This window comes from Paracoccus cavernae, from assembly GCF_042430175.1.
GTDB lineage: Bacteria > Pseudomonadota > Alphaproteobacteria > Rhodobacterales > Rhodobacteraceae > Paracoccus > Paracoccus cavernae.
Genome location: NZ_JBHMDZ010000001.1, coordinates 352,974 through 377,188 on the forward strand (window position 1 = coordinate 352,974; position 24,215 = coordinate 377,188).

General features: G+C 65.0%; 23 protein-coding genes. 12 read left to right on the plus strand and 11 right to left on the minus strand.

What is annotated here, in order from left to right; genetic code table 11:
• The first annotated feature begins 18 nt into the window (after window positions 1-18).
• From ACFFUC_RS01780 to ACFFUC_RS01805, 6 genes are all read left to right on the plus strand, one after another.
• A complete protein-coding gene (locus ACFFUC_RS01780; protein WP_377682945.1) occupies window positions 19-2,109 on the plus strand; it encodes a TonB-dependent receptor domain-containing protein in 2,091 nt (696 codons plus the stop codon).
• A 197-nt stretch (window positions 2,110-2,306) separates the two neighbouring features.
• Window positions 2,307-3,455 carry a siderophore-interacting protein gene (locus ACFFUC_RS01785; RefSeq protein ID WP_377682947.1) on the plus strand — a complete coding sequence of 383 codons (1,149 nt, stop codon included), beginning with the start codon at window positions 2,307-2,309 and terminating at the stop codon, window positions 3,453-3,455.
• A gap of 190 nt (window positions 3,456-3,645) precedes the next feature.
• Window positions 3,646-4,941: a tonB-system energizer ExbB gene (gene exbB, locus ACFFUC_RS01790; protein WP_377682948.1), complete on the plus strand. Its 1,296-nt coding sequence runs from the start codon at window positions 3,646-3,648 to the stop codon at window positions 4,939-4,941.
• A gap of 2 nt (window positions 4,942-4,943) precedes the next feature.
• Entirely contained in the window at window positions 4,944-5,447 is a 504-nt protein-coding gene (exbD, locus tag ACFFUC_RS01795) for a TonB system transport protein ExbD (protein WP_377682950.1), read from the plus strand.
• Window positions 5,444-6,325 carry a TonB family protein gene (locus ACFFUC_RS01800; protein ID WP_377682952.1) on the plus strand — a complete coding sequence of 294 codons (882 nt, stop codon included), beginning with the start codon at window positions 5,444-5,446 and terminating at the stop codon, window positions 6,323-6,325. The genes exbD and ACFFUC_RS01800 overlap by 4 nt, the downstream gene beginning before the upstream one ends.
• Window positions 6,326-6,459: 134 nt before the next feature.
• A complete protein-coding gene (locus ACFFUC_RS01805; protein ID WP_377682953.1) occupies window positions 6,460-7,224 on the plus strand; it encodes an SDR family NAD(P)-dependent oxidoreductase in 765 nt (254 codons plus the stop codon).
• Window positions 7,225-7,259: 35 nt separating this feature from the next.
• Here the strand turns inward: ACFFUC_RS01805 and ACFFUC_RS01810 are convergent, their stop codons facing one another.
• Window positions 7,260-7,943, minus strand: coding sequence for an ArsR/SmtB family transcription factor (locus ACFFUC_RS01810; protein ID WP_377682955.1), 684 nt, complete (start codon window positions 7,941-7,943; stop codon window positions 7,260-7,262).
• Between the two features lie 218 nt (window positions 7,944-8,161).
• Here ACFFUC_RS01810 and ACFFUC_RS01815 point away from each other — a divergent pair, with 218 nt between their 5' ends.
• Window positions 8,162-8,524: an antibiotic biosynthesis monooxygenase family protein gene (locus ACFFUC_RS01815; RefSeq protein ID WP_377682957.1), complete on the plus strand. Its 363-nt coding sequence runs from the start codon at window positions 8,162-8,164 to the stop codon at window positions 8,522-8,524.
• A 22-nt stretch (window positions 8,525-8,546) separates the two neighbouring features.
• On the opposite strand, the gene ACFFUC_RS01820 is transcribed toward ACFFUC_RS01815, so the two are convergent.
• Complete coding sequence (locus ACFFUC_RS01820) at window positions 8,547-9,530, minus strand: hydrogen peroxide-inducible genes activator (RefSeq protein ID WP_377682959.1); 984 nt, start codon at window positions 9,528-9,530, stop codon at window positions 8,547-8,549.
• 104 nt (window positions 9,531-9,634) lie between these two features.
• Here ACFFUC_RS01820 and ACFFUC_RS01825 point away from each other — a divergent pair, with 104 nt between their 5' ends.
• Together ACFFUC_RS01825 and glpD are read left to right on the plus strand one after the other, a co-directional pair.
• The gene (locus tag ACFFUC_RS01825; protein WP_377682961.1) at window positions 9,635-11,143 is read left to right on the plus strand and encodes a catalase; all 1,509 of its coding nucleotides are present in this window, start codon (window positions 9,635-9,637) and stop codon (window positions 11,141-11,143) included.
• 133 nt (window positions 11,144-11,276) lie between these two features.
• Entirely contained in the window at window positions 11,277-12,803 is a 1,527-nt protein-coding gene (gene glpD / locus ACFFUC_RS01830) for a glycerol-3-phosphate dehydrogenase (RefSeq protein ID WP_377682963.1), read from the plus strand.
• A 10-nt stretch (window positions 12,804-12,813) separates the two neighbouring features.
• Here glpD and ACFFUC_RS01835 read toward each other — a convergent pair whose 3' ends face one another.
• The 8 genes from ACFFUC_RS01835 to ACFFUC_RS01870 all read right to left on the minus strand — a co-directional run bounded on the left by ACFFUC_RS01835 (window position 12,814) and on the right by ACFFUC_RS01870 (window position 20,096).
• A complete protein-coding gene (locus ACFFUC_RS01835) occupies window positions 12,814-13,719 on the minus strand; it encodes an ABC transporter permease (RefSeq protein ID WP_377682965.1) in 906 nt (301 codons plus the stop codon).
• Window positions 13,716-14,795: an ABC transporter permease gene (locus ACFFUC_RS01840; protein ID WP_377682967.1), complete on the minus strand. Its 1,080-nt coding sequence runs from the start codon at window positions 14,793-14,795 to the stop codon at window positions 13,716-13,718. Before ACFFUC_RS01840 ends, ACFFUC_RS01835 begins: the two co-directional genes overlap by 4 nt.
• Window positions 14,785-16,305, minus strand: a complete 1,521-nt coding sequence (locus ACFFUC_RS01845; RefSeq protein ID WP_377682969.1) for an ABC transporter ATP-binding protein — start codon at window positions 16,303-16,305, stop codon at window positions 14,785-14,787. Before ACFFUC_RS01845 ends, ACFFUC_RS01840 begins: the two co-directional genes overlap by 11 nt.
• Before the next feature lie 6 nt (window positions 16,306-16,311).
• A complete protein-coding gene (locus ACFFUC_RS01850) occupies window positions 16,312-17,403 on the minus strand; it encodes a BMP family ABC transporter substrate-binding protein (RefSeq protein ID WP_377682971.1) in 1,092 nt (363 codons plus the stop codon).
• 132 nt (window positions 17,404-17,535) lie between these two features.
• The gene (locus ACFFUC_RS01855) at window positions 17,536-18,198 is read right to left on the minus strand and encodes a glutathione S-transferase family protein (RefSeq protein ID WP_377682973.1); all 663 of its coding nucleotides are present in this window, start codon (window positions 18,196-18,198) and stop codon (window positions 17,536-17,538) included.
• Window positions 18,195-19,040 carry an aromatic ring-hydroxylating dioxygenase subunit alpha gene (locus ACFFUC_RS01860; RefSeq protein WP_377682975.1) on the minus strand — a complete coding sequence of 282 codons (846 nt, stop codon included), beginning with the start codon at window positions 19,038-19,040 and terminating at the stop codon, window positions 18,195-18,197. The genes ACFFUC_RS01855 and ACFFUC_RS01860 overlap by 4 nt, the downstream gene beginning before the upstream one ends.
• Entirely contained in the window at window positions 19,037-19,666 is a 630-nt protein-coding gene (locus tag ACFFUC_RS01865; RefSeq protein WP_377682977.1) for a Rieske 2Fe-2S domain-containing protein, read from the minus strand. The genes ACFFUC_RS01860 and ACFFUC_RS01865 overlap by 4 nt, the downstream gene beginning before the upstream one ends.
• 160 nt (window positions 19,667-19,826) lie before the next feature.
• The gene (locus tag ACFFUC_RS01870) at window positions 19,827-20,096 is read right to left on the minus strand and encodes an acylphosphatase (protein ID WP_377682979.1); all 270 of its coding nucleotides are present in this window, start codon (window positions 20,094-20,096) and stop codon (window positions 19,827-19,829) included.
• A gap of 332 nt (window positions 20,097-20,428) precedes the next feature.
• On the opposite strand from ACFFUC_RS01870, the gene ACFFUC_RS01875 reads away from it, so the two are divergent.
• A complete protein-coding gene (locus ACFFUC_RS01875; RefSeq protein WP_377682980.1) occupies window positions 20,429-21,481 on the plus strand; it encodes a glycosyltransferase family 2 protein in 1,053 nt (350 codons plus the stop codon).
• A gap of 206 nt (window positions 21,482-21,687) precedes the next feature.
• Entirely contained in the window at window positions 21,688-22,983 is a 1,296-nt protein-coding gene (locus ACFFUC_RS01880) for an NAD(P)/FAD-dependent oxidoreductase (protein ID WP_377682982.1), read from the plus strand.
• A gap of 64 nt (window positions 22,984-23,047) precedes the next feature.
• Here ACFFUC_RS01880 and ACFFUC_RS01885 read toward each other — a convergent pair whose 3' ends face one another.
• The gene (locus tag ACFFUC_RS01885) at window positions 23,048-23,695 is read right to left on the minus strand and encodes a carbonic anhydrase (protein ID WP_377682984.1); all 648 of its coding nucleotides are present in this window, start codon (window positions 23,693-23,695) and stop codon (window positions 23,048-23,050) included.
• Between the two features lie 151 nt (window positions 23,696-23,846).
• Here ACFFUC_RS01885 and ACFFUC_RS01890 point away from each other — a divergent pair, with 151 nt between their 5' ends.
• Window positions 23,847-24,215 carry a hypothetical protein gene (locus tag ACFFUC_RS01890; protein ID WP_377682985.1) on the plus strand — a complete coding sequence of 123 codons (369 nt, stop codon included), beginning with the start codon at window positions 23,847-23,849 and terminating at the stop codon, window positions 24,213-24,215.

The following is a 24,215-nucleotide window of genomic DNA, read 5'->3' on the forward strand; positions in this document are numbered from 1 at the left end:
ATTTTCGCCAAGCAGGGAATGATGATTCACACCACGATACGCACGGCATTGCTGGCCAGCGTTGCGGGCATGGCGCTGAGCCCCGCCCTTGCGCAAGACGCTCTCGACCCAGCCAATCAGACCGCGCCACAGACTGCATCGCCGGCCGCGCCGCATGGCGCCTTCGTCCTCGATCCGGTCGTGATCCGCGCGGGCAAACCCAAAGTCGCCTCGGATGTGCCGCAATCGGTCACGGTCGTGGGCGGCGAACAGCTCGACGACATCGACCCGACCCATATCGGCGAAGTGCTGGCCACGGTGCCCGGCGTTGCCGGCTCGGGTTCGGGCAGTTTCTTCGGTCAGGGCTTCAACATCCGCGGCTTCGGCGCTTCCGCCGCAGGGACCGCCGGTGCGGAAGCGGGCATTGTCCAACTGATCGACGGCGAAAAGAAATACTACGAATCCTACCGTCAGGGCTCGCTTTTCGTCGAACCCGACTTCCTGCGTCAGGTCGAAGTCCTGCGCGGCCCCGGCTCGTCCACGCTTTACGGCTCTGGCGCGCTCGGCGGCGTGATCGCGATGGAGACGATCGAAGTCGACGACCTGCTGGCCGATGGCGCGACCTCGGGCGGGCGGGTGAAGCTCGGCTATGCCTCGAATGCGAAATCGCTTTTCGGCAGCATCGCCTACGGCTGGCGTCCGACCGATGATTTCGAGGCCCTCGCCGCTTTCGCCTATCGCAAACTTGGTGACAGCAAGGATGCCGACGGCGATGTCATCGTGCGCTCGAACACCGATACGCCGAACCTGCTGCTCAAGGCGAAAAAGACCTTTGGCGACCAATATGTCGCTTTCTCGTACCAGCATCTCGAAGCCAAGGGCGACGATCAGGACTTCAACCAGATCGAGGGCGCGCAAGTCGGCGTCTTCTATCCGGGCTTCCCGGGCTGGGGCGTCGGCGACATCACCACGCGCGACCAGACCGCGCGTCTGGTCTGGGGCTGGAAGCCGGCCGACAACCGCTACATCGACCTGACCGCGACCCTGTCTTATACCAATACCATCAAGGACATCCGTCAGGGCGACGATCCGTCCGAGCCGATCATGACCTCGCTTTTGGGCAAGCGCGACTACGGCATGTGGAAATTCAAGGTCAACAACGTCGCCGATCTGTCGGGCGAGGGTTACGACCACTTCCTGACCGCCGGCATCGAAGTCTTCGAGCAGGACCGCACCTCGACCGCCCCCTCGGCCTCGCATCCCGAAGCCAAGACCCGCTCGTGGTCGGCCTATGCGCTTTCCGAAGTCACCTGGGGCAACCTGACGGTCAATTCTGGCCTGCGTTACGAAAAGCAGCGCAGCCAGCCCAAGGACTCGCTCGGCTTCCAGACCAACGAGCGCCGCTTCGAGGCGACCGAGCCCCAGGTTGCCGCGATCTACCGCCTCAACGACCAATGGGCCGTCTTCGGTTCGGTCGCCTTCGTGAGCCGCATGCCTTCGGCCGACGAGCTTTATGACGGTTCGATGGCCGGTGCGGCCAACCCGAACCTCAAGAGCGAGAAGGGCAAGAACGTCGAATTCGGCGCCTCGTACCGCGCGGAATCGCTGATTGCGGATGGCGACGAACTAGTCGCGAAGGTCACCTATTTCCGCAACCATATCGACGACATGATCACGCGCTCGGGCGGCGGTCCGAACGATCCCTTCATCAATATCGCCCGCGCCTATCTGCGCGGCGGCGAGCTCGAGGCCAATTACCTGATCGGCGCTTGGGAACTCGGCGCGGCCTTCTCGGTGGTGAACGGCGAGGATCAGGACGGCGTCATCCTCGATTCGCTGCCCAACAACCGCGCCACGCTGTCGGCCAACTGGCGCGCCACGGACGAGCTCAAACTGGGCGTCCGCTCGACGCTGGCCGTCGGCCGCGACAAGCTCAACGGATCGCGTCGCGGCGGCTACGGCACCCACGACATCTTCGCGACCTACGCCCCGCAAGAGGGCTTCGCCAAAGGCATCGAGGTGCATTTCGGCGTCGATAACGTCACGAACCGCGAATATGTGCCCGCGACCTGGGTGACCGGTCCGGCACCGGGGCGCAACTTCAAGCTGGCGCTCTCGCGCAACTTCTGAGGCACCCTTGCCATCCACGGGCCGCCCCGTCATCGGGGCGGTCTTTTCATCCGGCAGCCGCATCCGCACCGCTACCCGCTTTTCTTTTCCGGACGCGCGGATTTATTCTGGAACCCGAACCGGCCCACGGCGCCTTCGCCGAACCGGCCGCGTTTTCCAGGACCATCCGCACAGCCCCTGTTCCAGCGGAGCCGACCATGCGCACCAGCCCCCTACCCGAATTCCAGGCCGAGGCCACCCTGACCGACACGCCTTTCCCCCCGATCGAGGCCGCCTTGCGCGATCTCGCGGCGCGGCGCGGGCTCGATCTGCACGAAGGTCATGGCCGCTCGATCTGGTGCGAACTGCCGGTCGGCGAATTCGGCGCGAAAAAGCGCGGCGAGGGAACGCTTCTTTTTGCCCGCGCCCATCGAGCGCAGGATCTGGCTGCGCTTCAATCCGAAATCGCGGCCCTGAGCGCAGAAGCGCCCGCTTGGTCCTCGGGTTTGGATGCGGGGCGCTTTCCGCCCAACTTCAGTCTGGCACGCGTGCATTCGGTCACGCGGATCGGCGAGAGTTTCGTCCGGCTACGGCTGGAAAGCGAAGGGCTGGAGCGGCTCTCCCACGACGATTCGATCCATTTCCGGCTCGTGCTGCAACCTTCGGGCACCAGCGAACCCGTCTGGCCCAGCATCGGTGAGAACGGGCAGACGCAATGGCCCTCGGGCGGGCAGGCGCTCCACCGTCCGCCCTATACGACCCGTGCGGTCGATCTCGCGGCGGGTTGGGTCGATACGGATATTTTCCTCCATGAAGGCGGACGGATCACCGACTGGGTTCTGGCCGCCAAAGCGGGCGAGCGCATCGGCCTAGCCGGACCCGGCGGCAGCGGCATCCCCGAGGCCACGCGCCTCTTTCTCGCCGGAGACGAGACCGCCTACCCCGCCCTTGCCCGCATGATCGAGGCCCGCCCCGATGCGCGCGGCCATCTGTGGCTATTGGGCAAAAGCGCCGATTATCCGATGCCGCAGGCCGAGGGAATCACCACGAGCCACCTGCCGCAAGACACACCCGCCTTGCTGCAGGCACTGCGCCTTATCGCCGCGACGCAAGGGCCGTTCGACGACAGTTTCTTCTGGATGGCGGCCGAGCGCGGTGCGGTCTCGCAGCTGCGCGGGCTCTTGCTCGACGAGTTGGGGATCGACAGCAAGGCCACGCATCTTTCGGCCTATTGGAGCGATCCCCACAGCCCTGCCGAACGCCCTGCCCGCCGCAGTGGCGGCCGCGTTTCCCGCCCCGACCAGAGCGCCAACCCGAGCCCTCGATCCGCCGCCCTCGCGACCGGAGACGACCGGACCGGCGGCTGATTGCCCGAAAAGCACCATCTTCCACGGGATAATAATTCCAGACTAAAACCGTCACCCAGAATAGTTGACAATTTTACACTGACAGCCGATAGAACCAAAAAGCCGCCTTCGCGGGTCGAATCCCGTTGCAGAAAAATGGGGTGACACCGGGCTTTCGGGTCTCGGGACTGCCACAAGGAAAAGGAAGACCATGCCTGACCTGCCGAAATCACCTGTACGCGCCAAGGTTCTCGCACCGACTCTTGCGAGCCTCAGCCTGGCCTGTCTGATGATGTCGCCGGCATTCGCCCAGGATAGCACGACGCAAACTCCGGCCCCTGCCCAAATCGAAACGCAAGAGACTGCACCGGCGACCCCTGCCCCCGCTACGCCTGTTCCCGCGACGCCTGCCCCAGTCGTGGATGCGCCTGTCGTGGATGCTCCTGCCGCACCCGCTGCGGGAACGACGGCTCCGGCGGCAACGGCCCCTGCAACTCCGGCAGAGACCGCCCCCGCGGCAGCAGCCCCCTCCGCCAGCGATGCACAAACCGCGCCTGCAACGCAAGCGCCTGCCCCCGCAGAAGCCGTAAACGGCACCGCGCCGGCAGCGGCAGCGCCGGCAGCAGCCTCGACCGACACGCCGGCACCTGCACCGAACACCGCACAAGCCCCCGCCGCACCCGCGAACGGTACGCCCGCCGAGGTCTCCGCGACCGAACCAGCACCCGCCCCGGTTCCCTTCGAGCCCGATGCAGATTCCATGCTGCCCGAATCGATCCAGCGCATGATCGCGCCGGTTCTGGAAAGCGGGCAGCGCGATCCGAACCTGCCCCATGATCTCTCGCCCGTCGGCATGTTCATGGCCGCCGATATCGTGGTCAAAGCCGTAATGATCGGCCTTGCGATCGCCTCGGTCGTGACATGGACGGTGCTGGTGATGAAGCTTCTCGAACTCGGCCGCGCCTCGGGCAATGCCCGTTCCGCCGCGCGCCGCATCGAAAATGCCGCCTCGCTCGCCGCAGCCGTCGAAGCCACCGGACGGCGCAACGATCCCGCGTCGCGCATGATCAAATCGGCGATGGCCGAGGTCGAGCGCTCGACCCCCGCGCTCGACCGCGCCGGAGACGAGGGCACCAAGGACCGCGTCGGCTCTCTGCTGTCGCAGATCGAGGCCAATGCCAGCCGCAACATCAGCCGCGGCACCGGCGTTCTGGCGACCATCGGCTCGACCGCGCCTTTCGTCGGCCTGTTCGGCACGGTCTGGGGCATCATGAACAGCTTCATCTCGATCTCGGAATCGCAGACGACGAACCTTGCGGTCGTGGCGCCGGGCATCGCCGAGGCGCTGCTAGCAACTGCGATCGGCCTTGTCGCGGCCATTCCCGCGGTGGTGATCTACAACGTCTTCGCCCGCGCCATCACCGGCTACCGCCTGCGCCTCGCCAATGCTTCGGCCGGCGTCCAGCGGCTGGTGAGCCGCGACCTCGACTTCCGCAAGGAGGCCTGAACATGGCTGGCGGCATCCGCGAATCGCATGGCAGCGGCGGCGACGATCTGGTCGAGAACCACGAGATCAACGTCACGCCCTTCATCGACGTCATGCTGGTCCTGCTCATCATCTTCATGGTGGCCGCGCCGCTGGCCACGGTGGATGTGAATGTCGATCTGCCGGTCTCGAATGCGACGCCGGTGCAGCGGCCCGACCAGCCGATCTATCTGACGATCCAGCCCGATCTGACCGTCAATCTCGGCAATGATCCGGTCGCGCGCGACCAGTTGCAGCAGGCGCTTGATGCCCAGACCGGCGGCGACCGCGAGCAGCGCATCTTCCTACGCGCCGACAAGGTCGTGGCTTACGGCGACCTGATGGAAACCATGAACGAACTGCGCCGCGCGGGCTATCTCAAGATCGCGCTGATCGGCCTTGAATCGGCTGCCGCCGCTGCCGCCCCCGCCGATGCTCCCGCAGCAGCGCCGGTAGCCGCACCAACAGCACAGGGAACCACGCCATGAGCCTGAAATCCGCTGGACTGCAGAGCGCAACCGTCAAAGCCGGCTGGCTGCGCGACAGCTTCGCCTGGGGCACGGCAGGAGCCGTGGTTCTGGCGGCCCATGTCACCGGCGCCGTCTGGTTGATGCAGAAAGCGGAGGCCTCGCAGATTTCGGGGCTGCCCGATCCGGTTTATGTCGAACTCGCCCCCATGCCCGAGGCCGCGGCCCCGCTGGCCGAAGAAGAGGCCATCGACCAGAAGGAAGCTTCGGGGGCCGCAGCCGAGCCGGAGCCGGAGCCGGAATCCGAGCCTGAAGAGTTGGCCGAGATTCCCCTGCCCGAGCTGCCCCAACTCGAGCCGCTGCCCGATTTGAGCACCAATGTCGCCGTGAACGACGCGGTCGTGCTCAACCGCTCCGAGCGCCCGCCGGAACGCCCCGAGGTCAAGGAAAAGCAGCCCGAGCGCGAAATCGCCAAGCGCGAAGAGCCGAAAAAGGAAGAGCCCAAAGAGCGCAAGAAGCCCGCCGCTTCGGCTGCCGCCTCGAACCGGACCACGCGTCTGGATGCGCAGCAGGGCCAGCGGACCGCCGCGCCTCGGGCGCAGCAGGGCTCGCCCAGCAGCCCGCGTCAGGTCGCGAGCTGGCAAAGCAAGGTCAATGGCGCGGTCGCGCGCCACATGAAACGCACGCGCCTGCCGAACGGCCGCCACGGCGCGATTCAGGCCACGCTGCAATTCACCATCTCGGGCGGCGGACAGGTGACGGGGATGCGCGTGACCAGCTCGACCGGCAATCCCGCGATGGACAGCGCGATCGACCGGCAGGCCGGACGGATGCCGCGCCTTCCGGCCCACCCGTCCGGTACGTCGCAGACCTTGGTGCTGCCGGTCCTGATCAACTAAGCGGCCGCATACCCGAACACACGAACGAAGCCGCCCTGCCCCGCGCAAGGCGGCTTTCTTCTGCGCCGCCAGCCAAGCCGCCGTTTGACAAGGCGGGGCGCTTGGGTTTGGCTGTCCGCCTGACGGGAGGGCTCATGACACATCCGCACACCCATGCCGCGACCGGACGCGAGGTTGCTTTGGTGACGGGATCGACCTCGGGGATCGGGGCCGCAATCGCGCACCGTTTGGCCGACGAGGGCTATTTCGTGATCCTCCATTCGCGCGGCTCGACGGAAGACGGTGCGGCGCTTGCGGAAAAGCTGGGCCATGCCGCCTATCTTCAGGCCGATCTTTCCTGCGAGGCCGACCGGCTCCGGCTAATCGCCGATGCGCTGGCACTGACCGGCAGACTGGACGTTCTGGTCAACAATGCCGGCATCAGCGGGCTGATCCCCCACGGCGATCTTGCTGCGGCAAGTCCCGAGATCTGGCGCAGCCTCTACGAGGTCAATGTCATCGCCCCCTTCCAGCTTGTCGGCTTGGCCGAAGAGGCCCTGCGCGCCTCGGCCGGTCGCGGCGGGCGGGCTTGCGTGATCAATATCAGCTCGCATGCCGGCGTGCGTCCCAAGGGCGGCTCGATCCCCTATGCGGCGACCAAGGCCGCGCTGAACCATGTCACCCGCCTGCTGGCCCGCACGCTCGGCCCCGAGATCCGCGTGAATGCGGTAGCGCCCGGCCTTGTCGACACGCCACTCACCGCGGATTGGACCGAGGCGCAGGCCCTGTGGCAAACGCAATCGCCCATGAGACGCGGTGCGCGCCCCGAGGATATCGCGCAAGCGGTCATGGCGCTTTTGGCCTCGGATTACATCACCGGCGAGGTGCTTTTGTCGGATGGCGGCCTGAACCTGACCTGAGTCCGTCCAAGCGGTGCGAAGGCCCGAACGACGGTTCAGTCCAACCAGATCTCGAAGCGCCGCTCGCCTTCGGGGGTGAAGCTGATGACGCGGGAATCGGGCATCCGCCGCGCCCAGTTCTGCGCCAGAACCCGCTCCAGCACGGCTTTTCCCAGACGACCGGCGAGATGCTGGCGGCGCTGGCTCCAGTCAAGGCAGGCACGGCACAGCGGGCGGTTGCTGGGCGGCAAGGCGTCGAGGCTCAGGCCGATCTCGGCAAGCTTGCCTTTGCCGTGATCCGAGACGCTCAGATCCTCGGTCAGCCATTGGCCGGCCTGCATCCGCTCGAAAAGGGCGACCCCCATTTCACCGGCCAGATGGTCGTAGCAGATGCGCGCCTTGCGCAAAGCCGGATCGCGCGGCCCCGTCCGCAGACCTGGCCGCCCGCGCAGGTCGGGCGCCGCACCGGCGGAAAAGACCATCATCGCCTCGAGCAGGCCCGCGACATGGCTGCCCGCCAAACGGAAATAGCGGTGACGCCCCTGCGCCTCGAGCGACAGAATGCCGCCATCGACCAGCTTGGCCAGATGCGTGCTCGCGGTTTGTCTGGTGATCCCGCCCGCTCCGGCCAGCTCGGTCGCGGTCAGGGCGCGCCCGTCCATCAGCGCGATCAGCATCATGCTGCGCGCCGGATCGGCCACAAGCGCGGCCACGCGGGCGATGTCCGGACCCTCTGTCATGGTTCGATCCTAACCGAACCATAAGCCTCCTCCAATCATGTAGTCTTTCGGGCAGAGGAAAAGCCCAAGACGACGAGGACCTGCGTGACAACCCCAAACACCGCCCCGAACCGGCGCGACCGCCTTGAAACCAGCACCCCCGCCCGAAGCGGCGCATTGATCCGCAACACAAGCCGGCACGTCGTCAAACCGGCATCGACACTTTCCGGAGGACGGGCATGATCGCGGTCATTTTCGAGGCCTGGGTCCCCGGCGAGGCGCAGGCCGATTATCTCGACTTTGCGGCAGAGCTGCGGCCGCTGCTTGCGCAGATCGACGGCTTCCTTTCGATCGAGCGGTTCCAGAGCCTCTCGGAGCCTGGCAAGGTCCTGTCGCTGTCGTTCTGGCGCGACGAGGCGGCGGTTGCCGCTTGGCGCAACCTGCCCGAACATCGCCGCGTGCAGGCGGCGGGGCGCGATCATGTCTTTGCCGATTACCGCCTGCGCATCGCCGAGGTCGCGCGCGATTACGGCAAGACCGACCGCGATCAGGCCCCGCCCGACAGCCGCGCCGCGCATCAGGTCACGGGGGCACAGGACTAGGGCCTCGCGCTAAGTCGCGGCCTCAATCCGGCGAAACCGCCGCGACCTCGACGCCATCCGCAATGCCGTCGACGACGCGGGCATCGGGGCCCAAAGCCTCGACGCCCAGCACATCGGCAAGGCCGCGCAGGATCCGCGCCAAGGCCTGCGCATCCGCGCCCGAAGCCCCGTCCTTGCGCCAGATGATCGCCAGATCACGGGCGGGCGCGGGCGCGGCAAAGGGCACGATGCGCAGCCGTCCGTCGCGGTTTTCATCGGCCAGCGCCAGCTTGGGGATCAGCGTCATCCCCATGCCGGCCGCCACCATCCGCATCAAGGTCGCCATCGAGGTCGCCTCGAGGTTCAACTTGCGCCGCGCCTCGCCGCGACCGCAGACCGCCAGCGCCTGATCGCGCAGGCAATGGCCGTCGGCGAGCAGCAATAGCCGCTCGACCTCGATCGCATCGGGCTGGGCGGGGCCGGCCAGATAGGTCGTGTCGTCCTCGGCCAGAGCAATCAGGAAAGCGTCGCGCAGGACCGGCTCGGCGCGCAGCCAGGGGGCCGCGACCGGCAGGGCCACGATACCGGCATCCAGCCTGCGCATCTCGATCTCGTCGATGAGCGCATCGGTCGTGGCCTCGTGCAGCTCCAGCGCGGCATCGGGATGGGCGCGGCGCAAGGCGGGGATCAAGGCGGGAATCAGATAGGGCGCGACGGTCGGGATGATCCCGAGGCGGATCGGCCCCGAAAGCGGCAGGCGCGGCGCACGCGCGGCCTGATCAAGCCGCCCCGCCGCAGCCATCAGCTCTTGCGCCAAGGGCAAAAGCTGGCGGCCGAGCTGGGTCAGCACCACCCCGCCCGCTCCGGCCGAGCGCAGGAACAGCTGCCCGCCCAAACGGTCCTCGAGCTGGGCGATCTGGCTCGACAGGCCCGGCTGCGAGACATTCACGCTTTCGGCGGCAAGGCGGAAATTGCCGAAACGGCTCACGGCAAGGAAGTAGGTGATCTGGCGCAGGGTAAAGCTCATAACATCTACTTATCACCCCATGAATAAATAACAACTTTTCATTTGGAAAATTAAGGGCCAGTCTTGCTGCACAGCTTCCAGGAATTTCCCAGAAGGATCCGAATATGACTGACCGGCCGAAACTGACTACCACCGCAGGCGCCCCCTGGCCGAACAATCAGGACAGCGTCACCGTCGGCCCGCGCGGCCCCGTCCTGCTGCAGGACTACCAGCTGCTTGAAAAGCTCGCCCACCAGAACCGCGAGCGCATCCCCGAGCGCACCGTCCACGCCAAAGGCTGGGGCGCGCATGGCTCGCTCAAGATCACGGGCGATCTGTCGAAATACACCAAGGCCGCCGCTTTGCAGCAAGGTGCCGAGACCCCGATGCTGGCGCGCTTCTCGACCGTTGCGGGCGAAATGGGTGCGGCGGACCATGAACGCGACGTGCGCGGCTTCGCGCTGAAATTCTACACTTCCGAGGGCAACTGGGACCTCGTGGGCAACAACACGCCGGTGTTCTTCGTCCGCGACCCGCTGAAATTCCCCGATTTCATCCATACGCAAAAGCGCCACCCGCGCACGCATATGCGCTCGACCACCGCGATGTGGGATTTCTGGTCGCTCTCGCCCGAGTCGCTGCATCAGGTCACGATCCTGATGTCCGACCGCGGCCTGCCGATCGATCCGATGCATATGAACGGCTACGGCAGCCACACCTATAGCTTCTGGAACGATGCCGGCGAGCGCTATTGGGTCAAGTTCCACTTCAAGACCCAGCAGGGCCATGCCCATTACACCAATGCCGAGGGTGATCAGGTCATCGCCCGCACCCGCGAGGGCTTCCAGGAAGCCCTGTTCGGCGCGATCGAGGAAGGCCGCTTCCCGCGCTGGACGGTTCAGGTCCAGATCATGCCCGAGATGGACGCCGAAAAGACGCCCTACAACCCGTTCGATCTGACCAAGGTCTGGCCGCATGCCGATTATCCGCCGATCGAGGTCGGCTATTTCGAGCTGAACCGGAACCCCGACAACTACTTTGCCGAGATCGAGACGGCCGCCTTTTCGCCCTCGAACATCGTGCCGGGGATCTCTTATTCGCCCGACCGCATGCTGCAGGCGCGCCTCTTCAGCTATGCCGATGCGCATCGCCACCGTCTGGGCACGCATTACGAGCAGATCCCCGTCAACCAGCCGAAATGCCCCGTGCACCACTATCACCGCGACGGGCAGATGAACGTCATGGGCGGCCTGCAATCGGGCAATCCCGATGCCTATTACGAGCCGAACTCCTTCGGCGGGCCGCTGGCCGATGCGGGTGCGCAAGAGCCGCCGCTCAAGGTCTCGGGCGATGTGTCGCGCTATGACCACCGCAACGGCTATGACGATTACACGCAGGTGCGCGAGCTCTTCACCCGCGTTCTCGAGGATGACGAGAAAGAGCGCATGTTCGGCAATATCGCAGGCATGTGGGAAACCGTGCCCGAAGTCATCTGCGAGCGCGCGATCTCGGAATTCACCAAGGTTCACCCCGATTACGGCTCGGGCGTGCGCCGCGCCTGGGACAAGATCAAGGCCGAGGGGCGCTACAAGCCCACGATCGTGATCCCCGACCCCGATCCGGCCATCGTCTGATCGCGCCCTCGGCGGCTTGGGCCGCATGATCCGAAATCACACCCCGTCCGGAAATCTTCCGGGCGGGGTTTTGTTTCGCCCCGCGCTGTGCTGATCTGGTGCAAATCTTTGCCGGATAGGGAAAGTTCTGATCGTGACCTCGGATCTCTTCATCATCGGCGGCGGCATCAACGGCTGCGGCATTGCCCGCGACGCGGTCGGACGCGGCCTGTCCGTGACCCTTGCCGAACAGGGCGATCTGGCGCAGGCGACCTCGTCGAAATCGACCAAGCTGTTTCATGGCGGGCTGCGTTACCTCGAATTTCTGGAAATCCGGCTGGTGCGCGAATCCTTGCAGGAGCGCGAGGTCCTGTTGCGCGCCATGCCCCATATCGCGCGGCCGATGCGCTTCGTGCTGCCGCTCGATCCGGCGATGCGCTTTGATTCCGACACGCCGGTCTCGCGGATGCTGTCGCGGCTGATGCCTTGGGAAAAGGGCCGCCGCCCCGCCTTGCTGATCCGCGCGGGGCTGTTTCTTTACGACCATCTCGGCGGGCGCAAGATCCTGCCCGGCACCCGCGCGCTCGATCTGACCCGCGCCCCCGAGGGCGAGCCGTTGCAGAACCGTTTGACGCGCGCCTATGAATACAGCGATGTCTGGGTCGACGATGCGCGGCTGGTGGCGCTGAACGCACGCGATGCGGCCGAGCGTGGCGCGGTGATCATGACCCGCGCGCCCGTGACCGAGGCACGGCGGGAAGGAAATCTATGGCGCGTGACGCTGGCCGATGGTTCGGTCCATCACGCCCGCGCGCTGGTCAATGCGGCGGGGCCTTGGGTCGGACATCTGATCCATGACGTGATCCATCTGGATACCAAACAATCGGTGCGGCTGGTGCGCGGCAGCCATATCGTCGTGCCCAAGCTCTACGACCACAACAAGGCCTATTTCTTTCAGGGACCCGACGGGCGGATCATCTTCGCGATCCCCTACCAGCGCGATTTCACGGTGCTGGGCACCACCGATATCGACCATCAGGAAGCGCCCGACAATCCGGTCTGCACCCCCGAGGAAGAAGAGTACCTCTGTACCTTCGCCAGCCGCTATTTCGCGAAGCCTGTAACGCGCGAGCAGATCGTCTGGACCTATTCCGGCGTGCGCCCGCTTTACGACGACGGCGCGAAATCGGCGACGGCGGCGACACGGGACTATGTGCTCTCGCTCGACGACAAGGGCGCGCCCTGCCTCAATATCTTCGGCGGCAAGATCACGACCTATCGCCGTCTGGCCGAACACGCGCTGGAAAAGCTCGCGCCCTTCTTTCCCGATGCGCGCGCGGCATGGACGGCAGGCGTGCCGCTGCCGGGCGGGGACTTTCCGGTGGACGGGGTCGAGGCCCAGATCAAGGCGCTACGCAAACTCGGCGTTGCAACCGATCGGGCACTGCGTCTCGTCCGCGCCTATGGAACCGATGCCGCCCATATCATCGCGCGACCGCAGGGCCGCGAATTCGGCGCGGGCCTGACCGAGGCCGAGCTGGAATGGATGATCGAACACGAATTCGCCCGCTCGAGCGAGGACGTGCTCTGGCGTCGCTCGAAACTGGGACTGAAGCTCTCGGCCGCCGAGGCAGAGGCCGTGGATCTGTGGATGCGCGACCGGATGGGCGGAGCCATCTGATCGCGCCTGCTCAGAAGGGTTTGGCCAGCGAGGCGACCGAGTTGCGCTTCATCCGCAGCTTGTTCGACGAGATGATCCCGAGGATGATGATCGTCACCAGATAAGGCATCGCCGCCAAAAGCTGCGAGGGCAGATGGACGCCCTTGGCCTGTGCGGCAAGCTCTGCCAAGGACAGCGCCCCGAACAGGATCGCGCCCGCGAAAACGCGACCCGTGACCCAAGTGCCGAAGACGACCAGCGCCAGCGCGATCCAGCCGCGACCGGCGATCATGCCGTCGGCCCACATCGGCGTATAGACCGTCGCGGCATAGGCCCCCGCGAAACCCGCCATCGCGCCGCCAAAGGCAATCGCGCCATAGCGGATCGCGATCACCGGATAACCGATGGCGCGCGCGGCATGGGGGTTCTCGCCCACCGCGCGAATGACCAGACCCAGCCGCGAATGGCGCAGAACCAGCGCAATCGCGAGGGTCGCCGCCAGCGTAAGCCAGACCACGATATCCTGGGTGAACAACCCGCCGACCATCGGCAGATCGGACAGGAAAGGCAGGCGGATCTTGTCGATGCCGGTGGTGATCAGGCTTTCGTAGGGCTTGCCGATCAGCGCGGCCAATCCCTGCCCGAAGATCCCGATCGCAAGCCCCGTCGCGACCTGATCGGCGCGAAACTCCAGCGCGAGCACGCCGAAGACCAGCGCAATCGCCACTCCGGCAAAGCCAGCGCCGACAAAAGCCAGACCGTGCGATGCGCCGTGGTAGACGATGATGAAGGACACCACCGCCGCCAGCGACATGATCCCCTCGATCCCGAGGTTCATGACGCCCGATTTCTCGACCACCAGCTCTCCCAAAGCGGCGAGCAGGAAGGGTGTGGCGGCGGCCAGCATCCCCGTCAGGATGAATTCGATGCCGCTCATGCCTTGGCCCCTTTCGCGCGTTTGCGCCAGACGACGCGGTAGCGGATCCAGGTCAGCGCCGCGAGATAGGCGATGAGCACCAACCCCTGGAACACCCGCACCGAGGCCACCGGCAACTCGGCCGAGACCATGGCGTTATCGCCGCCGATATAAATCACCGCGAGCAGGAAGGCCGAGAACACCATGCCAAGCGGATGAAGCGCGCCCAGATAGGCCACGATGATCGCGGCAAAGCCGTAACCCGTCGAGATCGAGCGTTGCAGCTGCCCGACCGGCCCCGCGACTTCGGCCGCGCCCGCCAGACCGGCAGCCAGACCACCCACGACAAGCGAGATCCAGACCGCGCGGCTCTCGCGGAAACCGGCATAGCCCGCCGCATCGGGGGCCAGCCCGCCGACCATCAGCTGATAACCCGAGAAGCTGCGTTTGACATAGACCCAAGCCAGCAGCGTCGCGGCAATCGCGAAGAGGAACGAGACATTGACCCGCGTGCCCGAAATCAGCGTCGGCAGCATCGCCTCGTATTGGAACATCACGCTTTGCGGGAAATTGAAGCCCATCGGGTCCTTCCACGGCCCGAGCAGCAGATAGTTCAAAAGCTGCACCGCAACGAAACCGAGCATCAGCGTGACAAGGATTTCATTGGCATTGGTGCGCACGCGCCAGAAGGCCGCAAGCCCCGCCCATAGCCCGCCGCCGACAGCGCCCATGACCATCATCGCAGGCCAGAGCCAGATCGAGGTGCTCTCGGGGAAGTAGACCGGCAAGGCCGAGGCGAAAATCGCGCCCAGAATGAACTGCCCCTCTGCCCCGATGTTGAAGATCTGTGCGCGAAACCCGATGGCCAGACCCTGCGCGATCAAAAGCAGCGGGCCCATCTTCAGCAGGACCTCGGAAATCGCCGAGCGCGAGGTGAAGGGCTCGACCAGCAGCGCGTAAAGCGCCGCGCCTACGGGTTTGCCGGTCAGCGCGAAAAGCCCCGCACTGGCGATGGCGGCCAAAGCCACCGCGATCACCGGCACCAAAAGCATCAGCGCCGTCGAAGGGCGCTCTCGCCGGATCAGTTCAAGCCACATTCTCTGCCTCTTTGGACGCGCGGCCCAGCATATATTCACCGATTTCGGCCGAGTTGGTGCGCGCCGTCTCCAGCGAGGGCGACAGCTCGCCGTGATAAAGCACCTGAAGGCGGTCGCAGATCTCGAACAGCTCGGACAGCTCGTCCGAGAGGATCAGGATCGCGGTCCCCGCATCGCGAAGCGCGACCAGACGGCGGCGGATCTCCAGCGCGGCACCGATATCGACGCCCCAGGTCGGCTGCGAGCAGACCAGAAGCTTCGGCCCCAAAAGGATCTCGCGCGCCATGATGAATTTCTGCAGGTTCCCGCCCGACAGATTGGCGGCCTCGACATCGGGACCGGCGGTGCGGACATCGAAATCCGCGATGCAGCGGCGGGTATAGTCGCGCTCTCGGGCGCGGTTGATCAGCCCGCCGCGGACCATGCCGCGCGAATGGGCGGTCAGCAGCGTATTGTCGGCCAAGGACATGTCGGACACGGCACCACGGCCCAGACGTTCCTCGGGGACGAAGGCAAAGCCCAAGGCCCGCCGCGCCGCCGCGCCGAGATGGCCGACTGGCCGGCCCATCATGCGGACCTTGTCGCGGGCCGTGCCCGAAAGGCGGGTCTCGCCGGAAATCAGCCGCACCAGTTCTTTCTGGCCGTTGCCGGAAATGCCCGCGATGCCGAGGATTTCGCCCGCACGCAGGTTCAGGCCGACGCCTTTCAGCGTCACGCCGTAAGGATCGTCGGGCGCATGGTCGAGCGCGTCGATGACCAGACGTTCCTCGCCCAGATCATGCGGCGCGCCGGGCGTCGCCGCAATCATGTCGCGCCCGATCATCATCCGCGCGAGATCGGCCGAACTTGCCGTGCGCGGGTCGATCCCGCCCACAACCTGTCCGGCACGCAGCACCGTCGCCGCATCGCAGATCGCGCGGATCTCGTCGAGTTTATGCGAGATGAAAAGGATCGAGACCCCCTCGTCGCGCAGCAGTTTCAGCGTCTCGAACAAGCGCAGCACGCTTTGCGGCGGCAGGACCGAGGTCGGCTCGTCGAGGATCAAAAGCTTGGGATTGAGCATCAGGCAACGGATGATCTCGACGCGCTGGCGCTCGCCCATCGACAGCGAGTGGACCAATGCGAGAGGATCGACCTCGAGCCCGAAGCGCGCGCCGAATTCACGGATGCGGCGCGCGAGGTCGCTGCGCTTGCCGGGGACGACAAGCGCAATGTTTTCAACGACATTCAGCGTCTCGAACAGCGAGAAATGCTGGAATACCATGCCGATTCCAAGGCGGCGTGCCGCGGCGGGGCTGTCGATGCGGACCTCTTGGCCCTGCCATTCGATCCGCCCCGCATCGGGTTGCTCGACCCCGTAGATCAGCTTCATCAGCGTCGATTTTCCCGCGCCGTTTTCGCCCAGCACGGCATGGATCGACGCCTCGCCGACCGTCAGGTCGATGGCTTTGTTGGCGGCGACCGTCCCGTAACTTTTCGAGACGCCGTGCAGGCGAAGCAGCGTGGTCATGGCGGATTACTTCGGCAGCGGCGTGACGATGCCCTGAACCTGCCAATCCATCGACCAGATCTGCTCGTCGGTCAGATTGGTGCCGGCGGCGGCCAGCTCGGTGCCGTCATCCTTGACCACCGGACCCGCGAAAGGCGCGAGGCTGCCGTCGGCCATCGCGGCTTCGGCGGCCTTGATCTTGTCCATGGCCTCGGCCGGAATGTCCTTGCTCCAATCCGAGCATTTGATGACGCCGTCCTTGATGCCCAGCCAATGCGAAGCGCCGGTAAAGGTGCCTGCGATATGGGCCTCGATCTCGGATTTGAAATAGGGGGTCCAGTCGGTGCCGACATTGCCCAGATACTTCGTCGGCGCGTAGCTGACCATCGTCGAGTTCAGGTTGCAGCTATAGACGCCTTCCTTTTCGCACAAAGCGACGACCGAAGGGGTGTCCTGCGCATTCGAGAAGATCACGTCGCAGCCCTGCGAGATCAGCGCTTTCGCGCTGTCTTGTTCCTTGGCCGGATCGAACCACGAGTTCACCCAGATCACCGAAACCTCGATCGAGGGATCGACCGCGCGCGCACCCAGCGCGAAGGCGCTGTTCGAGGCGAGCAATTCGGGGATCGGGAAAGCGCCGACGACGCCCAGTTTCTTCGATTTCGTGACAGCCGCCGCAGCCATACCCATGAGGTAGGTGCCCTCATAGTTGCGCGCCGTGAAGTTCGAGAAATTCGGCATGGTCTTGAAGCCCGAGGCATGCAGGACCGAAACATCGGGGTGACGGCGGGCAAGCTGCATCGCCCCGTTCATATAGCCGAACGAACCCGCGATGACGACTTTGTTGCCGTCCGCGACCGCCTTTTCCATGATGCGGTCGGCATCGGGGCCTTCGTTGATCTTGTCGACCATCGTGATCTTCATGATCCCGCCCAGCTCGGTATTGAGCTCTTCGAGCGAGGCCGCCAGCGAGCGCGACCAGCCGACATCGGCGATGGGCGAAGGCGTGATCAGCGCGACATTGAGCGGCTCGGCTGCGCTTGCGCGGCTTAGCCCCAGACCAGCCAATGCCGCTACGGCAGAAGCTGCGCCCAGAAAATCGCGGCGGTTCAGGTTCATTTCGGTCTCTCCTGTCGGACCCGTCCTCGGCTTTCGGCTGGGGGAAGCGGGTGGTTTTGTATGGGGTCGCAGTTTCCTTGCGGGATGTCCGGTCCGGCGGTTTGCGGGGCCGGACATCACTTCAGGAGCGTGTCATGTCGCGCCGTGGTGGCTGGGCTCCGGCTCGGCATGCAGGTCGTGCAGACGGTGGATGCCGGGCATTTCGACAAAGCCCGGCAGCGCGCGCACGGCCCGCATCCACAACCGGATCGCGGGGTAAGCGTCGATCAGAACTCCGCCGTCCCCCGCGAGGGCGACATGCGGGAAGCAGGCGATATCGGCGATGCTCGGCTTGTCGCCCAGCAAGAAGGCGTGGCCGGCAAGGCGTGCCTCGTAAAGCGCGGCCTCAAGTTCGCGCAGGCAGATGATGCCCGCAGCGCGCGCCGCCTCGATATCGAGGGGCACGTTGAGCATGTCGTGCAGACGCGCCTTCCCGAGGCTCTCGGAAAGCCGCGCGGCAAAGGCCAGCCAGTTTTGCAGACGCGCCGCGCCGGCCGCAGTCTCGTCGCCCAGCCAATCCCCGCCCGCGCGTTTCGCGAGATAGACGAGGATCGCGGCGGAATCGGTCAGGGTCAGCGCGTCATCGACCAGAACCGGCAAGGTTCCGGCGGGGTTGATTGCAAGGAACGCAGGCTGGCGATGCGCATCGCCCGGATAGATATCCAGCGCTTGCGATTGCAGTTTCTGCCCGCTCAGCGCCGCCATCAGGTGGGCTTTGTAGCAGTTCGGGCTCAGGACGTAGTCATAAAGGATCATGCCGCCACCAATTGCGCGCCATAGGTAAAGCCGCGTTTCTTGAGCCAGCGCCGATAGGCGATCGAGGTCATGTCGGCGCGGGTCGGAATTTCGAGGCCGGGGTCCAGCGGCAGTTTGCGCGGCAGCTGGTTTTCCAGAATCGAGCGGTCCTGCAGGAAGATCATCTGCTGGAACTGGATCATATCCGCCATCGAGGATTCATCGTCGAACAAAGCCATCCACGGCCATGCGTCGCACAGCTCTTCGGTCAGCGGCTGGACGAAAATCCCGATCACATCCATCTCGGAAGGACGCGGCGGGCAGGTCTTGTAAAGCACCGCGCAGGTCGGCGCGGGCACACGGTATTGGTAATCGGTATCGATCCCGCCCTCGGCCGATTTCGCGGCCTGCGGCTGGTAGAAGCTGATCTTGGTCGCCCAGACCTCGTCGACATCCTCGCGGATCTCGACCTGATAGCGATAGACCTCGGTATGGGGCTCGGCCCCCAAAATATCGGTATGGACGAAGGGGAAATGCGCAATATCAAGGAAATTCTCGACCGCGCGCAGCGGCGAGCACTTCACCCGAACCGAGCCGACATCGACCAGACGACGGCCTTCCTGAACCGCCTCGGGAATCGCGAACAGCTCGCCCGGCGTGCCGAGGCAGGCCCAGACATGGCCGTAGGCGATCTTGACCGCCAAAGCCGTGCCGTCGGTCTTTTCGACGGCCGAACCGTTGGGGCCAAGAAAAACGCGGATGTCCTCGCCCAGAAGCATCGTCAGACGCTCCTGGCCCTTCTCGACCATGGCGGCGATCGCGACCGGATACCATTCGTTGCGGATGACGGGATCGGTGATCATGCGGCACTCCTTGCGGGATTGGCCTCGATACGCAGGCGCAGGATTTCCAGATCGCGCGATGCGCGGATGCGCTCTGCGGCCGTAGCGCCCTGTGCGATCAGCGCGTGGATCATGGTCAGATCCTTCGCGGGCTGGACCAGCAGGGTCAGATCGTTGTGGCGCAGGATTTGTGCCTCGGGCTGATCGCAGGTCGTGGCGATCCATGCAGGGGCCGCCGAAACCGGCACCGAGCGCAGCGCGGAAAGTCCGTCCAAAGCCGGCGGCAGGGCCGCGCCTTCGGCATCGTCCTGCGTCGCGACCCAGATCACGCCGTCCTGCTCGATGGCGCGCCAGGCGGTCGCGCGGATCGTCGCAGGCGGTTCGAGATCGGGATGGGCGGGGATCTTGCGGCAGATACCCGCGCCGTCATAGCGCCAGCCGTGATAGATGCAGCTGAGCAATTCGCCGCGCACGAAGCCGTGCGACAGGCGCATGCCGCGATGCGGGCAGCGGTCGATCCATGCCTGCACCTTGCCGGATTCACTGCGCCAAAGGGCGAGATCCTGATCGTTGCAGGTGACCGGGATCACCAGTCGAGGTGGCAAATCGCAAGCGAGCGCGATGGGCGTCCAGACCGTAGAAGGCATTTCAATTCCGTCCAGCTTATTCAGGCTCTGCCCTACGTCGAAAGGGCGAGAATTTGAAGATGACAGTTTCGTATATCAGCATCCCGCCGAAAAAACTGCCCGAGAGAAAGGGCGCGGGCCTTTTGCGCCGCCCGCGCCCGTAGCGGAGCGCGCACAGGGCCTAAACCTCGGGCCGGCTATTGAGCGGCAGGCGGTCGATCTGGTCGACCCAGACCTGAATCGGCCCCAACAGGCAGGCCATTTCCATCGCGTCAAGCAGCTCTGGCGGGCCGGAAATCACCGCTTCGAGACGGTCGCCCCGCTGTGCCTCGATCCGGCACAAAAGGCCCAATTTCTGCGCATGTCGTTCAATCCACGGGGGAAACCTGTCGGAATCCACACGTCCCTCGATCAGGAAACGTTCGCTGGCGAGGGGAGCAGGAGCAGTCACGGCTGATCTTTCGCTTGTGGTGCAGGGGTAAGACTGCGCCAGCCCATGCGGCAAATCAAGGCGCAAGGTCAAGCGCGCGCCCTGCCTTAGGGCAGTTCCCTCGCCGTTGCAGCCGCTTGGATCCGGTTCCAAACGCCCTGTCAGGCGGCCCCACCTGCGGCATTTCCGCAACATATTTCGCGAGAAATTCACCGCAGTTTAACCGGATTGCGCATGTTAACGATGCCTTAACCGGCGGGGGCCACCGTGGGCCTCGGTGATTTGCTGCGGCAGGACGCCGCATCATCCGCAACCGGCACGCCTTTGCGGCCCCACCGCATCCGGAACAGATCATGAGCCACGACACCCCCGTCGCAATCGCGATTCCCGTGCTCGACCGTCCCGCCCAGATCGGCCCCGCGATCGAGGCCGCCTTGGCGCAATCCCATCCCGATTGTCTTGTGATCGCCATCGATGACGGATCAAAAGGCGGTGCGGCGGGCGCGACCTGGGCCGCGATGCGGCGCTTTGCCCCCCATCCCCGCGTGGCGCTGATCCGGCTTGCCCGCAATCTCGGAACAGGTCGGGCCAAGAATGTGGCGATTGCTTTGGCGGGGCGGCGCGCGATCAGCTTTCACGATTCCGACGACCGCCCCCACACCGACAAGCTGCTGCGCCAGTCGCGCGTGCTCGCCCTGCGCGGATTGCGCGGCGATGCGGGGCTGAATTGGGGGGTGATCGGTCGCGCGGCGGGAGCGGAGCTGCAAATCGGCGCGGTCTTTTGCCACCACGACCTCATCCTGCCCGACGGCTCGCGGCGTACCATCCGGCGCGAGATCTCGATGGTCGACGACCTCTTTCCCAATGCCCAGCCCGAACCGGCGGCGGGCGATTGGCTCCATATCAACTCGGGGCTTTTCGCGCCGGCAGTCTTTCGCGAGCTGGGCGGCTATGCCGACAGCGTCGAAGAGGACCGTGACCTGCGGAACCGCCTGCTGATGTCGGGCCAGATCCTGCGGGTGATCGAAGAGCCGCTGCTCACCAAAATCGAAACCGCGGGCTCGCTGACCCTCTCGCCCGAAACGGGTTACGACAGCCCCCGCCGCAGAGCCGACCGCCACGCGATCTGGCGCGCGGTCGAAGACTGGTTCGCCACCCGCCGTATCGCGCCGCGCCCGATCGATCTGCCGCACGACTGTCTGGCCGAAATCACCAATCCCGCCGCCCTTGCCCTTTCGGAAGCCGCGATGACCGCGCCATGCCGTGCCATGCTGGCGGCCATGCTCTCGGCCATGCTGGCGGAGGCGCCGGCCTCCCCGCGCCCCGCTGCGGGTTCCTCTTTCCCGCCGCCCCGCTCCGGCCGCTCCGCGGCGGGCCCCACCGCCGAGATCGAAGCGGCCCTCTGAGGGGCAAAGCAGGCCAAACCCTGTGACAAGGGGCCGCAGGGCCCTCAGCCTTCAGTCGCAATTCGGGCGGCGGGCCGCAATCTCCGCTTGCCGTCGGCGCAAAGCTTCGCGAGAATATGTCTAGTGATATTCAAATTCAAACGATCCGGTTCGCCCTGCAAACGCTTCGGCGCAAGGGGCCGGGCCCTTCCTATCCAGAGCAACTGATGGCACATGCACTCATTATCGGCGCGGGCGTAATAGGCTGCGCAACCGCCTATGAATTGGCGAAATCGGGCTGGCAGGTCACCGTCGTCGACAAGGCGCCCGAGGCAGGCTACGGCTCGACCTCGAACTCTTCGGCCGTGATCCGCATCAACTATTCGGTCTACGAATCCTGCGCTTTGGCCTATGAGGGCTGGAATTACTGGAGCAACTGGGCCGATTACGTCAAACTCGACGAGGGCCGCCCGCTCGCGATCTATCACGAGACCGGCAATCTGGTGATCAAATCAGATTCCAACGGCTATCTCGAAAACGTCATGGCGATGATGGACCAGATCGGCTGCGCCTATACGCAGGTCGCGACCGCCGATCTCGGGACCTATCTGCCCGGCGCCGATCCCCAGCGCTACGCCCCCGCCAAACGCCCCGAAGACGACGGTTTTTGCGAGCCGACCGGCGGCGAGATCGCTGGCGCGGTGCATTTCGCGCAGGCGGGCTATGTCAACGATCCCAAGCTTGCCGCGCAGAACCTGCAATGGGCGGCCGAGGCCCATGGCGCAACCTTCCGTTTCCGCACCAAGGTCGAAGCGATCGAGACCGCGAACGGCCGCGTCAGCGGTCTGCGGCTGGACGACGGCACGGTTCTGGCGGGCGATGTCGTGGTGAACGTCGGCGGGCCGTGGTCGGCGGGGCTGAACCGCATGGCGGGCGTCACCGAAGGCATGACCGTCCATACCCGCGCCAACCGCCAGGAGGTCGCCTATATCGCCGGTCCGGTGAATATGGACTACCGCAAGGACGGCATCATCGTCGCCGATGCCGATACCGAGATCTATCTGCGCCCCGATCCCGTCGGCATCTGCATCGGCTCGACCGATCCGCAATGCGACGAGCGCATCTGGGTCGACGACCCCGATCAGGTCGATACGCGCTTCACCGACGAATGGACCACGATCGTGATGCGCGCCGCGCAACGTCTTCCCGAACTGCGCATCCCCGGTCAGGCGAGCGGTGTGGTCGCGATGTACGACGTCTCGGACGACTGGCTGCCGATCTACGACAAATCCGATCTGCCGGGCTTTTACATGGCCTGTGGATCCTCGGGGAACCAGTTCAAGAACGCGCCGGTTGCAGGCAAGATCATGGCCAAGATCATCGGCGAATGCGAGGCGGGCCACGATCACGACGCCGATCCGGTCCGCTTCCATCTCGAGCATATCGACCGCGAGATCAGCCTCGGCACCTATAGCCGCAAACGCGCGATCAATACGGAATCGAGCTTTTCGGTGATGGGCTGAACGCAAAAGGGCCGCGCTTTCCCGCGCGGCCCCGATTGCCTGGGGTATTGTTTGACAGCCCCCTTCAGACGAGGGTGAAATCGTCCTTTTCGCCGTCATATTGCCACAGACCGCCATCGCCGATCTCGTGCAGGACGCCGTGGAGCGACAGCTCGCCCGCCTCGACCGCCGCTTTCACGAAGGGGAAGGTCATCAGGTTTTCCAGCGAGATCAGAACCGCCTGACGCTCGAGCGCGCGGATCTGCTGTTCCTCGGGCAGATCGACCACGCGGTCGTAACCGGGGCGCAGAACATCCATCCAGCGGCCGACGAAGCTGGTCTTTTCCTCAAGCTCCGGCGCGCGACCCGAGCACATGTCGTGACAGCCCTGGACGCCGCCGCAATTGGTGTGGCCGACGATCACGAGATGCGCAACCTTCAGCGCCGTCACCGCATATTCCACCGCAGCCGAGGTCCCGTGCTGCAGCCCGTCGGGCGCATAGGAAGGCACGAGGTTGGCGATATTGCGGTGGATGAAAAACTCGCCCGATTCAGCGCCGAAGATCGAGGTCACATGCACGCGCGAGTCGCAGCAGGCGATCACCATGGCCCGCGGACGCTGTCCGTCTTCTGCCAAACGTCGGAACCAGGCCTTGTTCTCCATGAAGCTGGTCGCCTTCCAGCCGTGGTAGCGCTGGACAAGGTAATGCGGCAGCAGATGTGCGTCTTTCATGGCAGACTCGCTTTCTTTTGCCATGTTGATAGCCCCCGGATGGATAAAGTTCGAGCCTTTTATTGGGGCAGACATAACGTTTTCTTGACGCTCTGCTGTCATCTCTGGCCCGTGAATGCGAACGAAAAACGGTGATGAGTTGACTACGCATGTGGCAAATCTTGCAGTCGAAGAGGAAATCCAGGTTGATCAGCAGCGCGTCAAAGAGATCGTCGCCGAGCTGGGGGAAATGGCCGCATCCAACCTGATCGTCGCCGCGATGGAGCAGCTTTCGCTGGCCCTGCGGCAAGCCTTGCGGGCGGCGGCGCAAAACGACAAGGCGCAGATCGCGGCCCATGCCGACCGGCTCTCCAAACTCGCCTGGCAGATCGGATTGGTGACCTTGGCGGGGGTGGCGGTGGATGTCGGGCGTTGCTCGGAAAGCGGCGACATGCAGGCACTTTCGGCAACTCTGGCGCGGCTCGAACGCGTGGCGAACCGTTCCCTGACCGAGATATGGGACAGCGATCTCGAACCATGA